Origin of the sequence: Aromatoleum sp. (assembly GCF_032027225.1) — a bacterium.
In the GTDB taxonomy this organism is placed as follows: domain Bacteria; phylum Pseudomonadota; class Gammaproteobacteria; order Burkholderiales; family Rhodocyclaceae; genus Aromatoleum.
This window is the reverse complement of record NZ_JAVSMM010000013.1, coordinates 38,319-55,324: the sequence shown is the minus strand read 5'-3', so window position 1 is coordinate 55,324 and position 17,006 is coordinate 38,319. Positions and strand designations below refer to the sequence as shown.

The 17,006-nt window shown below is 67.2% G+C and carries 17 protein-coding genes; 2 read left to right on the top strand and 15 right to left on the bottom strand.

Translation table 11 applies throughout. The annotated features are described in order from the left end of the window. Window position 1 precedes the first annotated feature (1 nt). From can to ROZ37_RS14490, 3 genes are read right to left on the bottom strand one after another with little or no spacing between them, the layout of a single operon-like run. Window positions 2-658, bottom strand: coding sequence for a carbonate dehydratase (gene can / locus ROZ37_RS14500; RefSeq protein ID WP_312660317.1), 657 nt, complete (start codon window positions 656-658; stop codon window positions 2-4). A gap of 18 nt (window positions 659-676) precedes the next feature. Beyond that, complete coding sequence (locus tag ROZ37_RS14495; protein ID WP_312660316.1) at window positions 677-1,420, bottom strand: uracil-DNA glycosylase family protein; 744 nt, start codon at window positions 1,418-1,420, stop codon at window positions 677-679. A gap of 11 nt (window positions 1,421-1,431) precedes the next feature. After that, window positions 1,432-2,727, bottom strand: a complete 1,296-nt coding sequence (locus ROZ37_RS14490; protein WP_409449966.1) for an AmpG family muropeptide MFS transporter — start codon at window positions 2,725-2,727, stop codon at window positions 1,432-1,434. A gap of 411 nt (window positions 2,728-3,138) precedes the next feature. Between ROZ37_RS14490 and ROZ37_RS14485 the strand changes: the two genes are divergently transcribed. Next, window positions 3,139-3,456: a hypothetical protein gene (locus ROZ37_RS14485; protein WP_312660315.1), complete on the top strand. Its 318-nt coding sequence runs from the start codon at window positions 3,139-3,141 to the stop codon at window positions 3,454-3,456. Window positions 3,457-3,637: 181 nt separating this feature from the next. Here ROZ37_RS14485 and metW read toward each other — a convergent pair whose 3' ends face one another. The 7 genes from metW to ROZ37_RS14450 form a co-directional block, all read right to left on the bottom strand. Then, the gene (gene metW / locus ROZ37_RS14480) at window positions 3,638-4,225 is read right to left on the bottom strand and encodes a methionine biosynthesis protein MetW (RefSeq protein ID WP_312660314.1); all 588 of its coding nucleotides are present in this window, start codon (window positions 4,223-4,225) and stop codon (window positions 3,638-3,640) included. Window positions 4,226-4,227: 2 nt separating this feature from the next. Continuing rightward, window positions 4,228-5,355: a homoserine O-acetyltransferase gene (locus ROZ37_RS14475; protein WP_312660313.1), complete on the bottom strand. Its 1,128-nt coding sequence runs from the start codon at window positions 5,353-5,355 to the stop codon at window positions 4,228-4,230. A 175-nt stretch (window positions 5,356-5,530) separates the two neighbouring features. Further along, on the bottom strand, window positions 5,531-7,261 hold the full coding sequence (ptsP, locus tag ROZ37_RS14470) for a phosphoenolpyruvate--protein phosphotransferase (RefSeq protein WP_312660312.1): 1,731 nt from the start codon (window positions 7,259-7,261) through the stop codon (window positions 5,531-5,533). Window position 7,262: 1 nt separating this feature from the next. Then, a complete protein-coding gene (locus ROZ37_RS14465; protein ID WP_312660311.1) occupies window positions 7,263-7,532 on the bottom strand; it encodes an HPr family phosphocarrier protein in 270 nt (89 codons plus the stop codon). Window positions 7,533-7,554: 22 nt separating this feature from the next. Next, the gene (locus ROZ37_RS14460; protein ID WP_312660309.1) at window positions 7,555-7,938 is read right to left on the bottom strand and encodes a PTS fructose transporter subunit IIA; all 384 of its coding nucleotides are present in this window, start codon (window positions 7,936-7,938) and stop codon (window positions 7,555-7,557) included. A gap of 184 nt (window positions 7,939-8,122) precedes the next feature. Then, window positions 8,123-8,530, bottom strand: a complete 408-nt coding sequence (locus ROZ37_RS14455; protein WP_312660307.1) for a hypothetical protein — start codon at window positions 8,528-8,530, stop codon at window positions 8,123-8,125. Window positions 8,531-8,857: 327 nt separating this feature from the next. Then, window positions 8,858-10,483 (bottom strand): ABC-F family ATPase, encoded by a 1,626-nt coding sequence (locus tag ROZ37_RS14450; RefSeq protein ID WP_312660304.1) that lies wholly within the window; start codon window positions 10,481-10,483, stop codon window positions 8,858-8,860. A 146-nt stretch (window positions 10,484-10,629) separates the two neighbouring features. On the opposite strand from ROZ37_RS14450, the gene ROZ37_RS14445 reads away from it, so the two are divergent. Next, window positions 10,630-11,196: a DUF3592 domain-containing protein gene (locus ROZ37_RS14445; protein WP_312660303.1), complete on the top strand. Its 567-nt coding sequence runs from the start codon at window positions 10,630-10,632 to the stop codon at window positions 11,194-11,196. Between the two features lie 51 nt (window positions 11,197-11,247). Here ROZ37_RS14445 and ROZ37_RS14440 read toward each other — a convergent pair whose 3' ends face one another. The 5 genes from ROZ37_RS14440 to ROZ37_RS14420 form a co-directional block, all read right to left on the bottom strand. Then, the gene (locus tag ROZ37_RS14440) at window positions 11,248-13,095 is read right to left on the bottom strand and encodes a glycoside hydrolase family 15 protein (RefSeq protein ID WP_312660302.1); all 1,848 of its coding nucleotides are present in this window, start codon (window positions 13,093-13,095) and stop codon (window positions 11,248-11,250) included. A gap of 124 nt (window positions 13,096-13,219) precedes the next feature. Next, entirely contained in the window at window positions 13,220-13,654 is a 435-nt protein-coding gene (locus tag ROZ37_RS14435; RefSeq protein WP_312660301.1) for a DNA-binding protein, read from the bottom strand. Between the two features lie 182 nt (window positions 13,655-13,836). Then, window positions 13,837-15,063: a M1 family aminopeptidase gene (locus ROZ37_RS14430; protein WP_312660416.1), complete on the bottom strand. Its 1,227-nt coding sequence runs from the start codon at window positions 15,061-15,063 to the stop codon at window positions 13,837-13,839. A gap of 257 nt (window positions 15,064-15,320) precedes the next feature. Then, the gene (locus ROZ37_RS14425) at window positions 15,321-15,926 is read right to left on the bottom strand and encodes a hypothetical protein (RefSeq protein WP_312660300.1); all 606 of its coding nucleotides are present in this window, start codon (window positions 15,924-15,926) and stop codon (window positions 15,321-15,323) included. Between the two features lie 402 nt (window positions 15,927-16,328). Beyond that, window positions 16,329-16,883 (bottom strand): phasin family protein, encoded by a 555-nt coding sequence (locus tag ROZ37_RS14420; RefSeq protein ID WP_312660299.1) that lies wholly within the window; start codon window positions 16,881-16,883, stop codon window positions 16,329-16,331. Window positions 16,884-17,006 lie beyond the last annotated feature (123 nt).

Genomic DNA, 17,006 nt, shown 5'->3' with positions numbered 1-17,006 from the left:
GTCAGGGCCTCTGCGTCCGCAGCCGCGACACCGCGTCGCGGTAGCCTTCGATCGCCTCGTTGCGGCTGCCCGCGCTGACGTCGAGATTGCTGACGAGCCCGTTCGCGAGGCTGTAGCACCAGCCGTGGATCATCACTTGCTGCCCGCGTTCCCAGGCTTCGCGCAGCACCGAGGTCTGGCTGATGTTGACGACCTGCTGCATCACGTTCAGCTCGCACAGGCGGTTCACGCGCTTCGCGGGTTCCTCGATGGCGTCGAGAAGCGGCTCGTGCAGGTCGCGCACGTCCTGCACGTGGCGCAGCCAGTTGTCGATCAGTCCGAGACGCCGGTTCGTCAGCGCGGCGCCGACGCCGCCGCAGCCGTAGTGGCCGACGACGAGGATGTGTTTGACCTGCAGTACATCGACGGCGTACTGGATCACCGACAGCGCGTTCAGGTCGGTATGCACGACGACGTTCGCAACGTTGCGGTGCACGAAGACTTCGCCCGGCGCCAAGCCGATGATCTGGTTCGCCGGCACGCGGCTGTCCGAACATCCGATCCACAGATATTCGGGTGACTGCTGGTTCGCGAGGCGGCGGAAGAACGACGGGTCGTCCTCGCGCATGCGTTCGGACCAGTTGCGGTTGTTCTCGAACAGTTCGTGGATTGCCTTCATCGCGGTCCTCGGTAGGGTTCAGTTCGGTGGCCAGACGCCGAGCGCGACGAGCTGCTTCGTCGCCGCCTCGGCCCAGCCGCGGTTCGCCGCGGGGCTGGCCGGGCTCGGGTGGAGAATACGGCCGATGCGCAGACCGCGGTCGGCGAGCGCTTCGACTGCGCGGCTCTCGGCCCAGACGCCGATGGCGATCACCCACTCGGGATCGAGCGCGTCGATGACGCGGCGCAGGTGCTCGTCGCACGCGGCGAGAAGCGGCTGCGCCTCGGCGGCCGGGAGCTTGTCGGGCGTGAGGTTGCGGCCGTGGTCGAAAAACGCGAGCGGGCAGTAGTTCGCGACGAAATGCTCGGCGAAGAAGGCTTCCGGCGTGCCGAAGCGGTCACGGAACAGGCCCCATACGCGGCGCCCGCTGACCTCGGAGCGGGCGCAATCGAAGCCCTCGATCGGACGCTTCGGGTTGCACACTTCGGGGCGGCGCACGGTGCCGTCGAGCCCGAGCCAGCCGCGCACCGCTTCGATCTCGCCGAATGGCACGCCGGTCTGCACCATGCCGAACGGCCCCGGGTTCATGCCGACGAAGACGACGCGCTTGCGCCCGCGGCCGTAGCGGCGCAGGTAGGCCTCATGCACGTCCCACGCGTAGTCGAGCGGGTTGTAGACGTGGCTCACCGGCAGCGCGAAATGCAGCTCGGCGAGTTGCCGGCCCAGCACGCGGGCCGCGTCGGTCAGCACACTGGCGGTGTCGGGGTGAAGTTTGTCGTTCATGGTCTTCAGGTTCAGGCCCGTTCCGGCTCGACCGCGATCGCGCGCGGTTCGGCGTTCCACGGGGCGACTTTCAGCAGCAGCAGCATGCCGGGGATCCCGAGGAGGAAGCACGCCCAGAAAAAGTCGTACCACCCCATCAGCTCGACGAGCCAGCCGGCGGATGCGTTGATGAAAGTGCGCGGCATCGCCATCAGGCTCGTGAAGAGCGCGAGCTGCGTCGCGGTGTAGGCCGGGTGCGTCGTGCGCGCCATGTAGGCGACGAAGGCCGTCGTGCCGAGCCCGACGCCGACCGCTTCGCCGCCGATCACGACCGCGAGGATCGCGAGCCGTCCGGCGTCGGACGGCGCGGGCCCGAGCCACGCGAGCCAGACGAAGCCCAGGATCGTGACGAGCTGCACGACTCCGAACAGCCACAGCGCGCGGTTGATGCCGAGCTTGACCATCCACAGGCCGCCGAGGATGCCGCCGATCACCGATGGCCACAGCCCCGCGTTCTTGGCGACGATGCCGATGTCGGTCTTCGTGTAGCCCATGTCGAGATAGAACGGCGTCGCGAGCGCCGTGCACAGCGAATCGCCGAGCTTGTAGAGGAACAGGAACGCCAGCACGAGCAGCGCCGAGCGCACGCCGTGGCGGCCGAAGAACTCGCGGAACGGTTCGACGACCGCGGCCCGCAAGGTGCGCGGGGTTCCGGCGACCGTCTTCGGTTCCTTCGACAGCACCGTCATCGCGACGCCGGGCAGCATGAACAGCGCGGTGATCACGAACACCGTTCCCCACGGCAGGCGATCCGCGAGGATCAGCGACAGCGAGCCGGGAACGAGGCCGGCAATGCGGTAAGCATTCACATGGATCGCGTTGCCGAGGCCGAGCTCGGCGTCCGGCAGAATCTCGCGCCGGAATGCGTCGAGAGCGATGTCCTGCGTGGCCGACAGCAGCGCGATCGCCGCGGTCAGACCGGCGACGAGCGCGAGGTTCTCGGTCGGCGACACCTGGCCCAGCCACGCGATCGCGGCGACCAGGCCGAGCTGCGTCACGAGCATCCAGCCGCGCCGGCGCCCGAGCCACGGCAGGATGCCGAATCGGTCGAGCAACGGCGCCCACAGGAACTTCCACGTATAGGGAAACTGGATCAGCGCGAACGCGCCGATCGCCTTCAGCGACAGCCCCTCGGTCTTCAGCCACGCGGGCACGAGGTTCAGCAGCAGGTACAGCGGCAGGCCGGATGCGAAGCCGGTGAAGACGCAGATCAGCATCCGGCGGTTCAGCAGCGCGGCGAGCCACGCGGGGCGGGAGGAAGAAGGCACGGGCGGCTTTTCGCGAAGGAACGCCGGCATTATCCCAGATCGCGGCGGACGGCCGACGCGGAAAACGCGGGATCGCGCGACGCGGCGAAAATGTCTGCACTCGACACCCGGTCGCCGGCGTCCAATCCCGGCCAGACGATCTTTGCCGGGAGCGTTCAGGAACGTGGCCGGATCTCCGGGCGGAAAACGTGGAAACCGGTGGTGCGACGAAAACGTATGCGTTCGACGCCGGTCGCAGACTTCCAATCGCGATCGGAAACTTTGCCGGGAGGTTCGCGGACTGAGTCGGATGTTGCGTTGCCCCATCTGTCCCGCTCGCGCGTCCCGACAGGCCGCAGGGCTTGCCTGAGAAGCCGGAGCAACCGGAGAATGCCGCTTCAACGTAACGCCGGCCAACCGGAGGAGACTGGAATGAGCCAGTACGTGATCGTGTCGTACGGACCTGACCGCGAATACGAAGTGACGGTGCCCGACGCCGACGCCGCGAACCTGACGAAGGAGCAGGCCCGCGCGTGGCTCGCGAAGGAATTCGAGACGCTCGAATGTTCGCCGTCGAACCCGATGGGAAAAATCCTCGTGCTCGACATGATCCTGAACGTCGCGAAATACGGCGGCGAGGACCACTTCAAGCTGATCTCCGAATGGGCGCGGCAGTTCGCCGCCGCCACGCTGGTCGCGCTCGGCCGGCCGGTGATCACCGTCGACATCGGCAACTACACGATCCGCTGAAGTTCCGCGACGAGGCGGAAGCGGGCACCTTTCCCGGGCTGCCCCGCTTCGGCCTCGCCCGGGCTTCGCCGGTGCGACCTGTGGCATCGGGCGATGCCTTGCGTAAGTCCCAGCCCCGGCGTGCGGCGTGTTGTTGGGAAGTCGTCGGGGTCGCACTCCTGCCGACCCCGGACTGCCGCCGTCAGCCGGCCCGGCCGAGCCGATAGACCGCAACGCTCGCGAGAAAGTTGGGCTCGTCGAGAATCAGCGTGCTGTCGTGGAAGGCGAGGCGTTCACGCACGGCGATCCCGTTCATCTCGCACAGCGCGTCGAAGTCGGCGATCGTGAAGAAGCGTACGTTCGGCGTGTTGAACCACTGGTGCGGCAGGCTTTCCGACACCGGCATGCGGCCGTTCAGGATGCTCTGGCGGTGGCGCCAGTAGCCGAAGTTCGGAAAGCTGACGACCGCCTCATGGCCGACGCGCAGCATTTCCGCGAGGATCCCCTGCGTGTTGTGCATCGCCTGCAGCGACAGGCTCATGATCACGTGGTCGAAGAAGCCGTCCTCGAAGCCGGCGAGCCCCTTCTCCATGTCGATCTGCAGCACGTTGACGCCGTTTTTCGCCGACGCGAGGAGTTTCTCGGGGTCGTTCTCGACGCCGTAGCCCTGCACCTGCCGCACTTCGACGAGGTGTTTCAGCAGGCTGCCGTCGCCGCAGCCGAGGTCGAGCACCTTCTCGCCCGGAGAGATCCACTGCGTGATGATTTCGTGGTCGTAACGGTAGGCCATTTTTAAACCTCGATGCGGTCGAAGTACGCGGCGAGCAGCGCGTGATACCGCGTTTCGTCGAGCAGAAAGGCGTCGTGGCCGGCGTCGCTCTCGATCTCGGCGTAGCTGACGTTGCGCCGGTTGTGCAGCAGCGCATAGACGATTTCGCGGCTCCTTGCCGGTGAGAAGCGCCAGTCGGTCGTGAAGGACACGACCAGGAAATCGGCGGTCGCGCGCGCGAGCGCGGGGGCCAGGTTGCCGCCGTGCTCGAACGCCGGATCGAAATAGTCGAGCGCCTTCGTCGTCAGCAGATAGGTGTTGGCGTCGAAATGTGCGGCGAACTTGTCGCCCTGGTAGCGCAGGTAGGACTCGATCTCGAACTCGACGTCGTAGCTGTAGACCGCCTTGCCGTGGCGCAGCGTGCGGCCGAATTTGTCGGCCATCGCGTCGTCGGAGAGGTAGGTGATGTGGCCGAGCATGCGCGCGAGCTTGAGTCCGCGCGCGGGCACGATGCCATGCTCGTAGTAGTTGCCGCCGTGGAAGTCCGGATCGGTCAGGATCGCCTGCCGCGCGACTTCGTTGAACGCGATGTTCTGTGCGCTCAGGCGCGGCGCCGCCGCGATGAGCACCGCGTGCCCGATCCGCTCGGGAAACTGCAGCGCCCATGAGAGCGCCTGCATGCCGCCGAGGCTGCCGCCGACGATCGCGGCAAAACGCTCGATGCCGAGCCGATCGGCGAGGCGCGCCTGCGCGTCGACCCAGTCCTCGACGGTGACGAACGGGAAATCGGCGCCCCACGGCTTTCCGGTTGCCGGATTGGTCGACCGCGGGCCGGTCGTGCCGTGGCAGCCGCCCAGGTTGTTCACGCCGATGACGAAGAATTTGCGCGTATCGAGCGGCTTGCCCGGTCCGACGAGGTTGTCCCACCAGCCGACCTGGCCCGGCGCGTCGGCGTAGTACCCGGCGACGTGGTGCGAGCCCGACAGCGCGTGGCAGACGAGAACCGCGTTGCTGCGTGATGCGTTGAGTTCGCCGTAGGTTTCGAAGACGAGTTCGTATTCGGGCAGCGTGCTGCCGCTGCGCAGCGCCAGCGGTTCGGTGAAGCGTTCCCGCTGCGGGGCGACGACGCCGACGGATTGGGGTTGGATCATGTTTTTCGCTGTAGACAAAAAAACCCAGCCGGCTGGGAAACGCGGACTGGGTCGCCCTCGCTTTAGCCGGATTTATTGAGCGCCCGCAAGCTGTGGTTCAAATCGGCGCTGATGGGACTGGAAGTTAGCGCGCAGCCCGGGAATTGTCAAACCGGGTGCGCCCTGCCGGGACGGGTCAGCCGGCGAGCCGCAGCACCGCCTCGCGCACCTTCATCTGCTCGTCCATTTTCAGGATGCGCTGCACTTTCGGCGCGAGCTCGCCGACGTCGGCGCGCAGCACCTGCTGCTTGATTTCGAGGATGTGCGCCGGATGCATCGAGAAGTTGCGCAGCCCCATGCCAAGCAGCAGCAGCGTGTAGGCCGGATCGCCGGCCATCTCGCCGCACACCGACACCGGCAGCCCGAAGCGCGCGCCCGCCTGGATCGTGCCGCCGATCAGCTTCAGCACGGCCGGGTGCAGCGGATCGTACAGATGCACGACGGCCTCGTCGGAGCGGTCGATTGCAAGCGTGTATTGGATCAGGTCGTTTGTCCCGATCGACAGGAAGGACAGCCGGCGGATGAACATGCCGAGCGCGAGCGCCGCGGCGGGCACCTCGATCATGCCGCCGACCGGCACCCGCTCGTCGAACTTCACGCGCTCGGCGCGCAGCTCGGCCTTCGCCTTGTCGATCAGCGTCAGCGTCTGGTCGATCTCCTGCGCGTGCGCGAGCATCGGGATCATGATCTGGAGCTGACCGTGCACCGACGCCCGCAGCAGCGCGCGCAGCTGCGTCTTGAACATCTGCGGCTCGGCGAGCGAATAGCGGATCGCGCGCAGACCGAGGGCGGGATTCGGCTCGAAGCGCGTGCCGATGCCGTTCAGCGCCTTGTCGGCGCCGACGTCGAAGGTCCGGATCGTCACCGGCTTGCCGGGCATCGACTTCAGCACCGCGCGATAGGCTTCGTATTGTTCCTCTTCGTCGGGCAGCGCGTCGCGGCCGATGAACAGGAATTCGGTGCGGTACAGGCCGACGCCGTCGGCGTTGACGGCCTTGATCGCGGCGAGGTCCTTCGGCCCTTCGATGTTCGCGAGCAGATTGACGTCCTCGCCGTCGAGCGTCGTCGCGCGCGTGTCCTTCAGCCGATTCAGCTTCGAGCGTTCGAGTTCGAGCTCGGTGCGGCGCAGCCGGTATTCCTCGATGATCCGCTCGTCGGGGCCGACGATGACGACGCCGCGAGTGCCGTCGATGATCAGCAGCTCGTCTTCCTCGACGAGCTGGCGGATATGGTGCAGGCCGACGACCGCGGGGATGCCGAGGCTGCGCGCGACGATCGCGGTGTGGCTCGTCGGGCCGCCGACGTCGGTGACGAAGCCGCCGATGTTGTGGTCGCGAAAGCCGATCGTGTCGGCCGGCGACAGGTCGTGCGCGACGATGATTGTGCCGAGGCCGTCGCGACGCTTCGCCGGGAGGTGGCCGGGATGGCCGAGCAGCACCTTGACGAGACGCTCGACGACCTGCACGACGTCGGCCTTGCGCTCGCGCAGGTACGGGTCCTCGATCTGCTCGAACTGCTCGACGACGAGCTCCATCTGCTGCACCAGCGCCCACTCGGCGTTGCAGCGTCGCGCCTGGACGAGGTCGCGCGCGGCGTCGACGAGCAGCGGGTCCGACAGCATCATCAGCTGCAGATCGACGAAGGCACCGACCTCGCTGTGCGTCTGGCCGCTGGTCGCCGCCGCCTTCAGGCCGACGAGTTCGCCCTGCACCGTCGCGATCGCCTCGTCGAGCCGCGCGACTTCCTCCGCGAGGTACTTCGCCGAGACGTGGTAGTGGCTGACTTCGAGCATCGCGTGTGACACGAGATGCACATGACCGATCGCGATTCCCTGGGAAACCGGCAAGCCGTGGATCGTGAAGGGCACCTTACTCGCCCTCGCCGAAGCGGTCTGCGATCAGGTCGAGAATCGCCTTCAGCGCCGCGTCTTCGTCGCGGCCCGAGGTGTCGACGATGATGCTCGCGCCCTGCGCTGCGGCGAGCATCATCACGCCCATTATGCTTTTCGCATTGACGCGGCGGCCGTTGCGCTCGAGCCAGACGTCGGCGCCGAAGCTGCTCGCGGTTTGTGTGAGTTTCGCCGAGGCGCGCGCGTGCAGGCCCAGCTTGTTGATGATTTGCGCTTCTGCTCTTGGCATCGGTTGCTCGGCGGAGGTCTGGTTACTCGATATGGATCACGCCGTCACAGCCGCCGGAGACGGCGCGCTGAATCAGCGTCTGCATGTCCCGCTCGCGGTAGGTCAGCACGCGCAGCAGCATCGGCAGATTCACGCCGGCGATCGCTTCGACGCGCCCCGCTTCGACGAGCTTCGCCGCGACGTTCGACGGCGTCGCGCCGAACATGTCGGTGAGCACGAGGACGCCGTTGCCGTTGTCGGCCCACCCGAGCATTTGGCGCGCGAGCGGCAGCAGGTCGTTGGGATCGTCCTGCGCGGAGACGCCGAGCTGCACCGTCTGCGCCGGCCGCCGGTCGAGGACGTGGCACGCGCACTGGATCAGCGACTCGCCGAGGCTCCCGTGCGTGATGAGAAAGATGCCGATCATGATCGTGGACCCGTGTGATCGGGCGATTGTAGCTGACGGATGCGCGGATGCCGCGCGTTCTGGTGCTGCCCGCGCTGCCGGAAATTGAGCTGCGGGCAACGAAAGGACGACCGAGCGCGCACCGGAAGTCCGTAAACGACCGGGGCAGCGACGGCAGCCGGCGGCGCCGAGCGACGCGCCGCGCTCAGAGGTTATGGCAGGTGGTGCAAAGATGAACCGCGCTGCCGCCGCTGCGCACGTAGTCGGGCGGGTGTTCGGCGACGGCCGCGGTCAGGCCGTGCTCGATGTGGCATGACGCGCAGTCGATGACCCATTCGCTGCGGCTGCGGAAGATCTGGATTTCGTCGGGGTCCACCTTGCCGTTGCCATTGCGGTCGAAGAACTGGATTCCGCCCTGCGCGTATCCGGGCTGCCGGTAGTCCGGTCGCGACGGATAGGCGACGCGTACCGGGTGGTGACCGACGAGCTGGAAGTGGCCGCTGAAATCCGGGGTGACGTCGTCCGGCGGCACGTCGAAATGACAGTTGCGGCAATCGGAGTACTCCGCACCGGCGGCGAGCGGCGCCAGCATCGCCGGGAATGCAAGCAGCAAGAATCGGAATCTTCGTGTCGTGCGCAACGTCGGCCGCCTCCAATGGACGGCCGCTCCGCTCCGTCACCGGCCGCGGAATATACCGATCGAATTAACGGCGCGCAAATGAAAATGCAGGATGGATTTTCGAAAGACGCGCCCCGCCCTGTTCTCGCGTGGAATCTGCGAGCGAGGGGCGTGCGCCCGGGGATGCGAGGAACTCGAGCCTGCTCCGCCCCGGAATCTGCGCTGCGGGGACGGTCAGGGCGGGGCGGCGCGAGGGCGGCCGATCGCCGTTCCTCTGCACCGGCAGTATTTCGAGCGGGCCGACGCGTGAAATGCGGTGGCTTATTCCAGCCCTTGGCTCGCGAGGTATTCCTCGTACGTGCCGCGGTAATCGACGATCGTGCCGTCGAGCTTGATCTCGATGATGCGGCCGGCGAGCGACGACACGAACTCGCGGTCGTGCGAGACGAACACCAGCGTGCCGGCGAACTTGTCGAGACCGGTGTTCAGCGACTCGATCGATTCCATGTCGAGGTGGTTCGTCGGCTCGTCCATCAGCAGCACGTTCGGGCGCGACAGCATCAGCTTGCCGAACAGCATCCGTCCCTGTTCGCCGCCGGAGATCACGTTGACCGGCTTGCGGACTTCGTCGCCCGAGAACAGCAGCCGGCCGAGCGTGCCGCGGATCAGCGTCTCGAGGTCGCCGCCCAGCGAATCGGCGGTCACGCGCGCGTAGTCGGCGATCCACTCGGTGAGGCTCTGCGTGCCGGCGAACTCCGCCGAGTGGTCCTGCGCGTAGTAGCCGGGCTTCGCTTTTTCGGCCCACTTCACCGAGCCCTTCTGTGGCTGCAGTTCGCCGAGCAGCAGCTTCAGCAGCGTCGTCTTGCCGACGCCGTTTTCGCCGATGATCGCGACTTTCTCGCCGGCTTCGATCGCGATCGAGAACTTGTCGATCAGCGGCTTTTCCATGCCGTCGTACGCGAACGTGAGGTTCTGCACTTCGCACGCGAGGCGGTGCAGCTTGTCCTTGTCGTCATAGTCGAAGCGGATCCACGGATACTGGCGCGACGACGGCTTGACGTCCTCGGGCTTCAGCTTGTCGATCAACTTGAGGCGGCTGGTGGCCTGCTTGGCCTTCGACTTGTTCGCCGAGAAGCGGCGCACGAACTCCTGCAGGTCGGAAATCTTCTCTTTCGCGCGTGCGTTCGCGGCTTGCTGGCGCTGGCGCGCGAGCGTCGCGGCTTCCATGTAGTCGTCGTAGTTTCCGGCGTACACGGTGATCGTGCCGTAGTCGAGGTCCGCCATGTGCGTGCACACCTGGTTCAGGAAGTGGCGGTCGTGGGAGATGATCACCATCGTGCTGTCGCGCTGGTTCAGCACATCCTCGAGCCAGCGGATCGTGTTGATGTCGAGGTTGTTCGTCGGTTCGTCGAGCAGCAGGATGTCGGGGTTCGCGAACAGCGCCTGACACAGCAGCACGCGCAGCTTCCAACCCGGCGCGACGTTCTTCATCGGGCCGTTGTGAAGCTCCGTGCCGATGCCGACCCCGAGCAGCAACTCGCCCGCGCGCGCTTCCGCGGTGTAGCCGTCGTACTCGGCGAACTTGCCTTCGAGCTCCGCGGCGTGCATGTAGTCGTCCTCGGTCGCCTCCGGGTTCGCGTAGATCGCGTCCTTCTCGGCCATGCACGCCCACATCTGCTCGTGGCCCATCATCACGACGTCGAGCACGCGCGCGTCCTCGAACGCGAACTGATCCTGGCGCAGATAGGCCATGCGTTCGTTCGGATCCTTCGATACGTTGCCGGCTGAGGATTCGAGGATGCCGCACAGGATCTTCATGAACGTCGACTTGCCCGCGCCGTTGGCGCCGATCAGGCCGTAGCGGTTTCCTTCGCCGAACTTGACGGAGACATTCTCGAACAGGGGCTTGGCCCCGAACTGCATGGTGATGTTGGCGGCGACGAGCACGACGTATCCTGTTTTTCAGATAAAACAAAGCCTTGCATTATACGCTACAAGGTGCCGTGGCGTCCGTGGCAGGTTTATGTGGGATTAAATCCCATTTTCGGGAATTACGAACTAGAATCATGAGGCCACTTTCGCGAGTCCATGAGATGCCACCCAACGAGCAGCTTTCGTCTCCGCTGAGTAGTGCCCTGATCCTGTTCGTCGTGCGCGTCGGTTTGCCGCTGATCGGGCTCGCGCTGCTGATGACCGGCCTCCTCGGGGTCGTGTCGTACGGCGTGCTGCCCGTCATCGACGCCGCACGAAGTCACGATTGGAAGCCGGTCGAGGCGACCGTGGAGTCGGTGGCCGTGAGCCCCCCCCCCGTCTCGGGTTTCCATCCGCAGCTGGAAACGCTCGAAATCCGTTACGGGTACATCGCCGACGGCGAGGTCCATGTCGGAGCGCGCTACGATCCCCACGGCGGGCAATATGCGATTCCCGAGAGCAGCGAAGTGCTCGCCAGCCTGAAAACCTCGCCGAGGATCACCGTGTGGGTCGACCCGGACGAGCCGCAGGACGCGATGGTCTTGCGCGCGGTGCGGCTGCCGGTGCTGCTGTTCGCCGTGCCGGCCCTCGGGCTTGCGCTCGTCGGCGGGGTGATGCTGTTCCTCGGCATGCTGTCGTGGAACCACAACCGCCTGACCTGGCGGCCGGGCGGCGCCGGCGAGTCCTGAGTCCGCCGACATTGACGACACGAGGCGGGCGGCGAAGCGTCGGCCGCGCGGTCAGGCCGTGATCTGCTGCCCGCGCCGGCCCGCCAACGCCTGATCGATCGCAAGCGCGGCGGTGATCAGGCCGGAATGCGAAAACGCCTGCGGATAATTTCCCAGAGGCCGGAGGCTGTTCACTTCGAACTGTTCGGCGTACAGCCCGACGTCGTTCGCGCAGGCGAGCAGCCGTTCGAAGAGGCGGATCGCCGCATCGATCTCGCCGGCTCGCGCAAGGTAGTCGACGGCCCAGAAGCTGCACACGGCGAAGAGGTTCTCGGTCCCGCCGATGCCGTCGTACGCAGCGCCGGGCGGATAGCGATACAAAAAGCCATCCACCGCCAGCCGCTCGTGGATGTAGCGGAAAGTGGCGCGCAGACGCGGGTCGTTCGCGTCGGCATAAGCGTAGCGGGCCATCAGCAGCAGGCTCGCGTCGGGCTCGCTGCCGCCGAAGTAGCCGACGTAGCTGCCGAGGCGGGAATCGAAGCCGTGCATCTCGATTTCGCGGCGGATGCGGGCCCGCTCGGCACGCAGGTACGGCAGCGCCATGCCGAGCGGAACGCGCGTCTGCAGGTCGATGAGCCGTTCAAGCGCCACCCAGCACATCAGTTTGGAATAGGTGTAATGGCGCGGCGCGGTGCGCGGCTCCCAGATGCTCGCGTCGGGCTCGCGCCACAGCCGGCATACCGCGGCGCCGAAGCTCGACAGCAGCTGCTTCTTGTCGTCGTTCAGCAGTCCGCCGCGCGCGACGAAGCTGCACGCCGTCTGCAGCACTTCACCGTAGATGTCGAGTTGAAGTTGCCCGTGGGCGGCATTGCCGATCCGCACCGGGCCCCGCCCGAGGTAGCCTTCGAGATGCGGCAGGATCGTCTCGTCGGGGGGCGGCTGTGCATTCAGGTCGTAGAACGGCTGCAGCCGCGGCTTGCGCCCGACCCTCAGCAGCCACGCGAGGAAGGCCTTGCTTTCGCGCTGGAAGCCGAGGTCGATGAACGACTGCAACAGCAGTGAGGTGTCGCGCAGCCAGCAGTAGCGATAGTCCCAGTTGCGACCCGAATCGAAGGACTCGGGCAGCGACGTCGTCAGCGCGGCCATCACGGCGCCGGAGCTGCGGTGGGCCAGCAGCTTGAGCGTCAGGCAGCTGCGGACCACCGCGTCAGCCTGGAACCCGTCGTAGGCACATTGATCGATCCAGTGCCGCCACCACGCGAGCGTCTCGTCGAGGTGTCCGTCGCAGTGGTCGAGGCCCGAGTCGGAATCTTTTGCCGTTACGCCATATGCGAACGCGAAGCGCACGATCTCGCCGCACACGAGCCGGCAGGTGCCGCCGACGTGCCGCCTGGTCTCGTCGAGCGCAAGGGGCGTATCGGCGTCGAACAGGACGACCGCGTCCGCGTGCCGGTACGCCCAGCCGAATTCGCCGTGTGGCGCGATGTCCGGTTGCGCGCGCGCGTAGTCGGGCCGCGGCTGATAGGCGACGTCGACTAGGACTTCGCCCGCTTCGCACTCGACGATCCGGAACAGCCGGTGCGGCGCGTCGTCTTGCTTGGGGATCGACATGAAATCGGTGAGTGATACGCGCCCGGAAGCGCACTCGAACGTCGTTTTCAGCACGGAGCTGCCGCCCCGGTAGCGTCGCGAGACGCGAACGACGTCGCGCGGGCGGATCAGCAGCCGCCCGCCGTGACGGCGGTCGAGCAGCGCGGCGAACACCGACGGCGCGGAAAAATGCGGCATGCACAGCCAGTCGACCGAGCCGGTGCGCGACACCAGCGCCGCGCTGCGGCAGTCGCCGATGATCGCGTAGGCGTCGATCGGTTCGTAGTCGCAGCGGCTCAGCAGGTCGGGAACGGCGTCGGGAGCATTCACGACCGCAGCCCTGCAAAATGCGAGCCGTGATGGAGCGGTCCCGCCGCCCGCCGCGTGCGCCGTTCTTACACCGCGTGGCGCCGTACCGACAGTTTTTACCTTTCCCGCAGCCCGATCGCGGCGCTCAGCGCTTGCCGATCAGCGCCAGCCCGCTCGCCGGGTCGTACACGCGGCGCAGGTGCGCGGGCGAGTCCGTCAGCACCACTTCGAGCGTCGGGCGAACGTCGGCGGACAGCAAGTGGCCGCCGCGGGTGCTGCCGTCGCGCAGGCCGAGCACGACATGCGCGTGCAGCTTCGGGCGTCCGTCGAGCAGCGCGATGTCGCCGACCAGACTCAGCACCTCGACCTGCCCGTCGACCGGAATGCGAAGGTAGTCCTTCCGCTCCCAGTCGAAATAGCCCAGCGTCACGCGCTCGAACGCGCCGATCGCGGTCAGGCGGCTCGCGGCGAGTCCTTCGGCGGCAGCGAAGCGCTCGAGTTCGGCGACCACTTCGTCGCGGGGGTCTAGGACCAGCGCGAACGTGCGTTCCGGCGCGTCGTTGATCTGTTGCGCATGCATGGGGCCGCTCCGACATCGTAGGTGTGGACTCGTGCCGGCAGTCGGCGTGCCCGGCCGTCGTCCGCGAGCTTTCGACTCCGGCCTCGTCGAAGCCGCGGCGTCGAAGCGGCCGAGACGGTGGTAGAGGTCGGGTCGAAGATTGGACCGAAGAGCGTGATGCTTCGCCGGGGCAGCGCGGGAAGCTATCGCTGGCGGTCCGCCGCGCAGTGCGTCACCGGAATCGACGTGGCCTCGGCGGGCCAGACGCCGCGGGCGAGCGCGCGACCGCTCTGCAGCACGAGCCAGCTTTGCTGGCGGTAATGCGGCAGCGGCCGGGAGGCCGCGACGAGTTCGCTTGCGCTGTCGGCGGCGATGACGGCGAGCGGCGCGCCCGATCGCAAGCGTCGCGTCCACACCCGCACGCTACCGCGGCCGGCGACTTCCGGCGGTGCGGGGGGAAGGTCGTGGCGGGCGAGCCACGCCGACACCGCGCCCTCCTCGCCGATCACGAGCAGCGGCCGATCGGCCGGCGTGGATCCGGGCTGCGCGGGGTGTGCCGCTTGGTCGAGCATCCGCGCAGCCAGCATGCCAGCCGGCCCGGCGAACGCGTCGTCGCCGAGCGTGACGAGGCCGGTGCGCGCGTCGAACTGCAACTCGCGCAGGATCGGCGGCGCTTCGCGGCCGTGCAGGCGGCGCAGCAGCCGGTTGTCGGGATCGAGCGTGACGCGGGTCGCCGGGTCCGGGGTGGCGAGCTCGAGTTCGAAGCGCTGTTCGCTACGGTCGAAACGCACGCGTCGCACCGCTTCGCCGCTCGTCGTGCCGATCGTTAGCGGCACCTCGATCGCGTACGGCGGCTCGGCCTGCCTCAGCGTCACCGCGACGCGGTCCTCGCAGGCGCCGCTTTCGACCAACGCGACTTCGGCGAGCCCGGCGCGCGCGAGCCACTGTTCGAAAAAGCGCGCGAGTTGCTGCCCCGACTCGGTTTCAAACGCGACCCGCAGGTCATCCCAGTCCGCGCTGCGGAAGCGCTGCGTCTGCCAGAAACGGCGGATGCCGCGGTCGAAGGCGGGCTCCCCTATGCGATCGCGCAGCATCAGGAACAGCATCGCCGCCTTGCCGTAGCCGATCGCCTGGTCGACGCCATGGGTCCGCGCGGTGAAGGTGGCGAGCGGCCGGTCCGCGTCGGGCGGGATGCCGGAGAGCTCGCGCAGCCACGCGAGGCGCATCGCGTGCGCCTTGTCGCGGCTTTCGCGCTCCGCGTAATGGTAGTCAGCCATGAAGGTCGTCAGCCCCTCGCTCCAGTTGCCGGCCTCGTAGTCGGGATAGACGCCGTTGCCCCACCAGTTGTGCAGCACCTCGTGACCGAGGGACGTCGTCTTGATGAATGGCAGCTTCAATACCTCGATGCCGAGGTAGGTCAGCGTCGGCATGCCGAAACCGGTCGGGGTCGGGCTCGAGACGACCGAGAAGGTCGTGAACGGATACGGGCCGATCCAGCGTTCGTACAGCGCGAGGTAGTCCGCGACGGCGTCGAGATAGCCGGATGCGAGCGGTTCGAGCTCGGCGTGGAAATAGGTGCGCAGCAGGATCGGACGGCCGTCGATCGAGCGCGCCGTCCGTTCGCCGACGCGGTACGGCCCGGCGATCAGGTCGATGCCTTCGGACGGATGCGGGAAGGCGAACTCCGTTATCGTGCGTGGCCCGCGCGTCGCTTCGGCGCCGCGGTGGCCGGCGACCAGCCGCGCTGTCCCAGCGGCAGATCGAGCCGCAGGCTGTACGAATGGAGCAGCCGCTGCCCGCGGCGCGACGCGACCGGGTACCACGCGCCGGACGACGACAGGAAGCTGCCGCGGGTGTCCGCGGTCGGTTCGTGCGCGCTCAACGTGTCGCGATGCTCGAGGGTCGCGAGTGGGGCGAGCGGGCCGCGCCATGCGACCTTCACGGTCTTCCGCGGCGGCACGGAAGGAAGGACGAGACGACTGAGATCGCCGTCGCGCAGCAGGTGAACCGCGACCGGCTTGCCGTCGACCGCGAGCGAGTCGACACGGAAACGCCGGTTGAGGAGCAGATCGAACGGTGCGCCGTCCGACACGGTGATCTCGGCTTCGGCCGCGAGTTCGCGGTTCGCCGGATCGAGGCGCACGTCGAGGCGGTACGAGGCCGTCGCAGCCGCGTCCACGACGGGCGAACCGACGGATCCCGCGTCGAGCGCGTGGGCGGAGCAGGGAATCGTGGCGAAGCACAACATGGCGAACAGGGACGCGACAACAGACCGCGCACGCCCGATCTTCATGTTTCAGGCGGCGCGGCACCGGCCGCACGGCGAATCCGCGCGGGCGGAAAGCGCTCGACGGTCGTGCGTTCGATCATGACCGCCTCCGGGGCTTCGTTGCTATCGACCATTCAGCGGCAGTCAAACATCCGAAGCCGGTTGCCCGAACGTTATGCAAGGGCGTCCGCGCAAATCGGGGCCGGGCAAGTTCGGACCGCTTCGTGGTCGGGTCGAAGGTTTCGACGCCCGCGGCCCCTCGGGGGTTCCGGGAGAAGCGGAAACGGCGCTGAGACCGCTAGGAGTGCCAAGCGACGCGGGATCGGATTCCGTGGCCCCTGCCGCGGCGCGATGCGGGGTCCGAAGTCCGCACCGCGCGTGACGAGGTGGAGCAGCCACGGCTCAGCGGCCAACGCCCCGCGCTGTTCAGCTCCCGCTCTTGCGGTTCGACGCCGCGCCGATCGCTGCGGTCGCGGTTGCCGTCGCGTTCGCGACGTTCGCTTCGGCCACCTCGACGGCCTGGCGCGCGGCCTTGTTCACCTGTTCGTAAGCGGAGTTTGCCGTCGCGAGTGCCGAGCGCACTGCCGCGACCGCGACCTCGGAGCCGGCCGGGGCCGCCTTCGCGGCGTTTTCGAGCGCCTGGCCGAAGTTGCGGTGCGCCTCGGACAAGCGGATTTCGAAAGGCTTCATCGCCTCTTCGAGCGTCTGCGCCGCGATTTCGTAGGCGCTGCGGTAATAGCCGAGCACCTTGTCGGCGGCGGGGCGCGCGATCGACGTCTGGACCGCGATCAGGTCCTGCGGAGTGCGTGCAGCCAGCGCCGCACGGACGGCGTCGGTGCCGTCCGTGAACAAGCTGCGGGAGGTGTTGAGATTGAGTGCGGTCAGCCGTTCGACCGAGTCGAACAGCGTACGGGCGACGTCGAACGAGGTCTCGAAGAGATTCCGGTTCGTCGCGGAGAGGGTTTCGACGGATGTGGTCACAAGGATCTCCTGGGGAAGAAAAATATTTATTTTTCAGGCAGATCCGGCAACAGCACGTCCGGTCTGCCGCGGTGCACAAGTTCATTCTAGACGGGGGAGGACCTCAGTCAAGAAACAAATTGT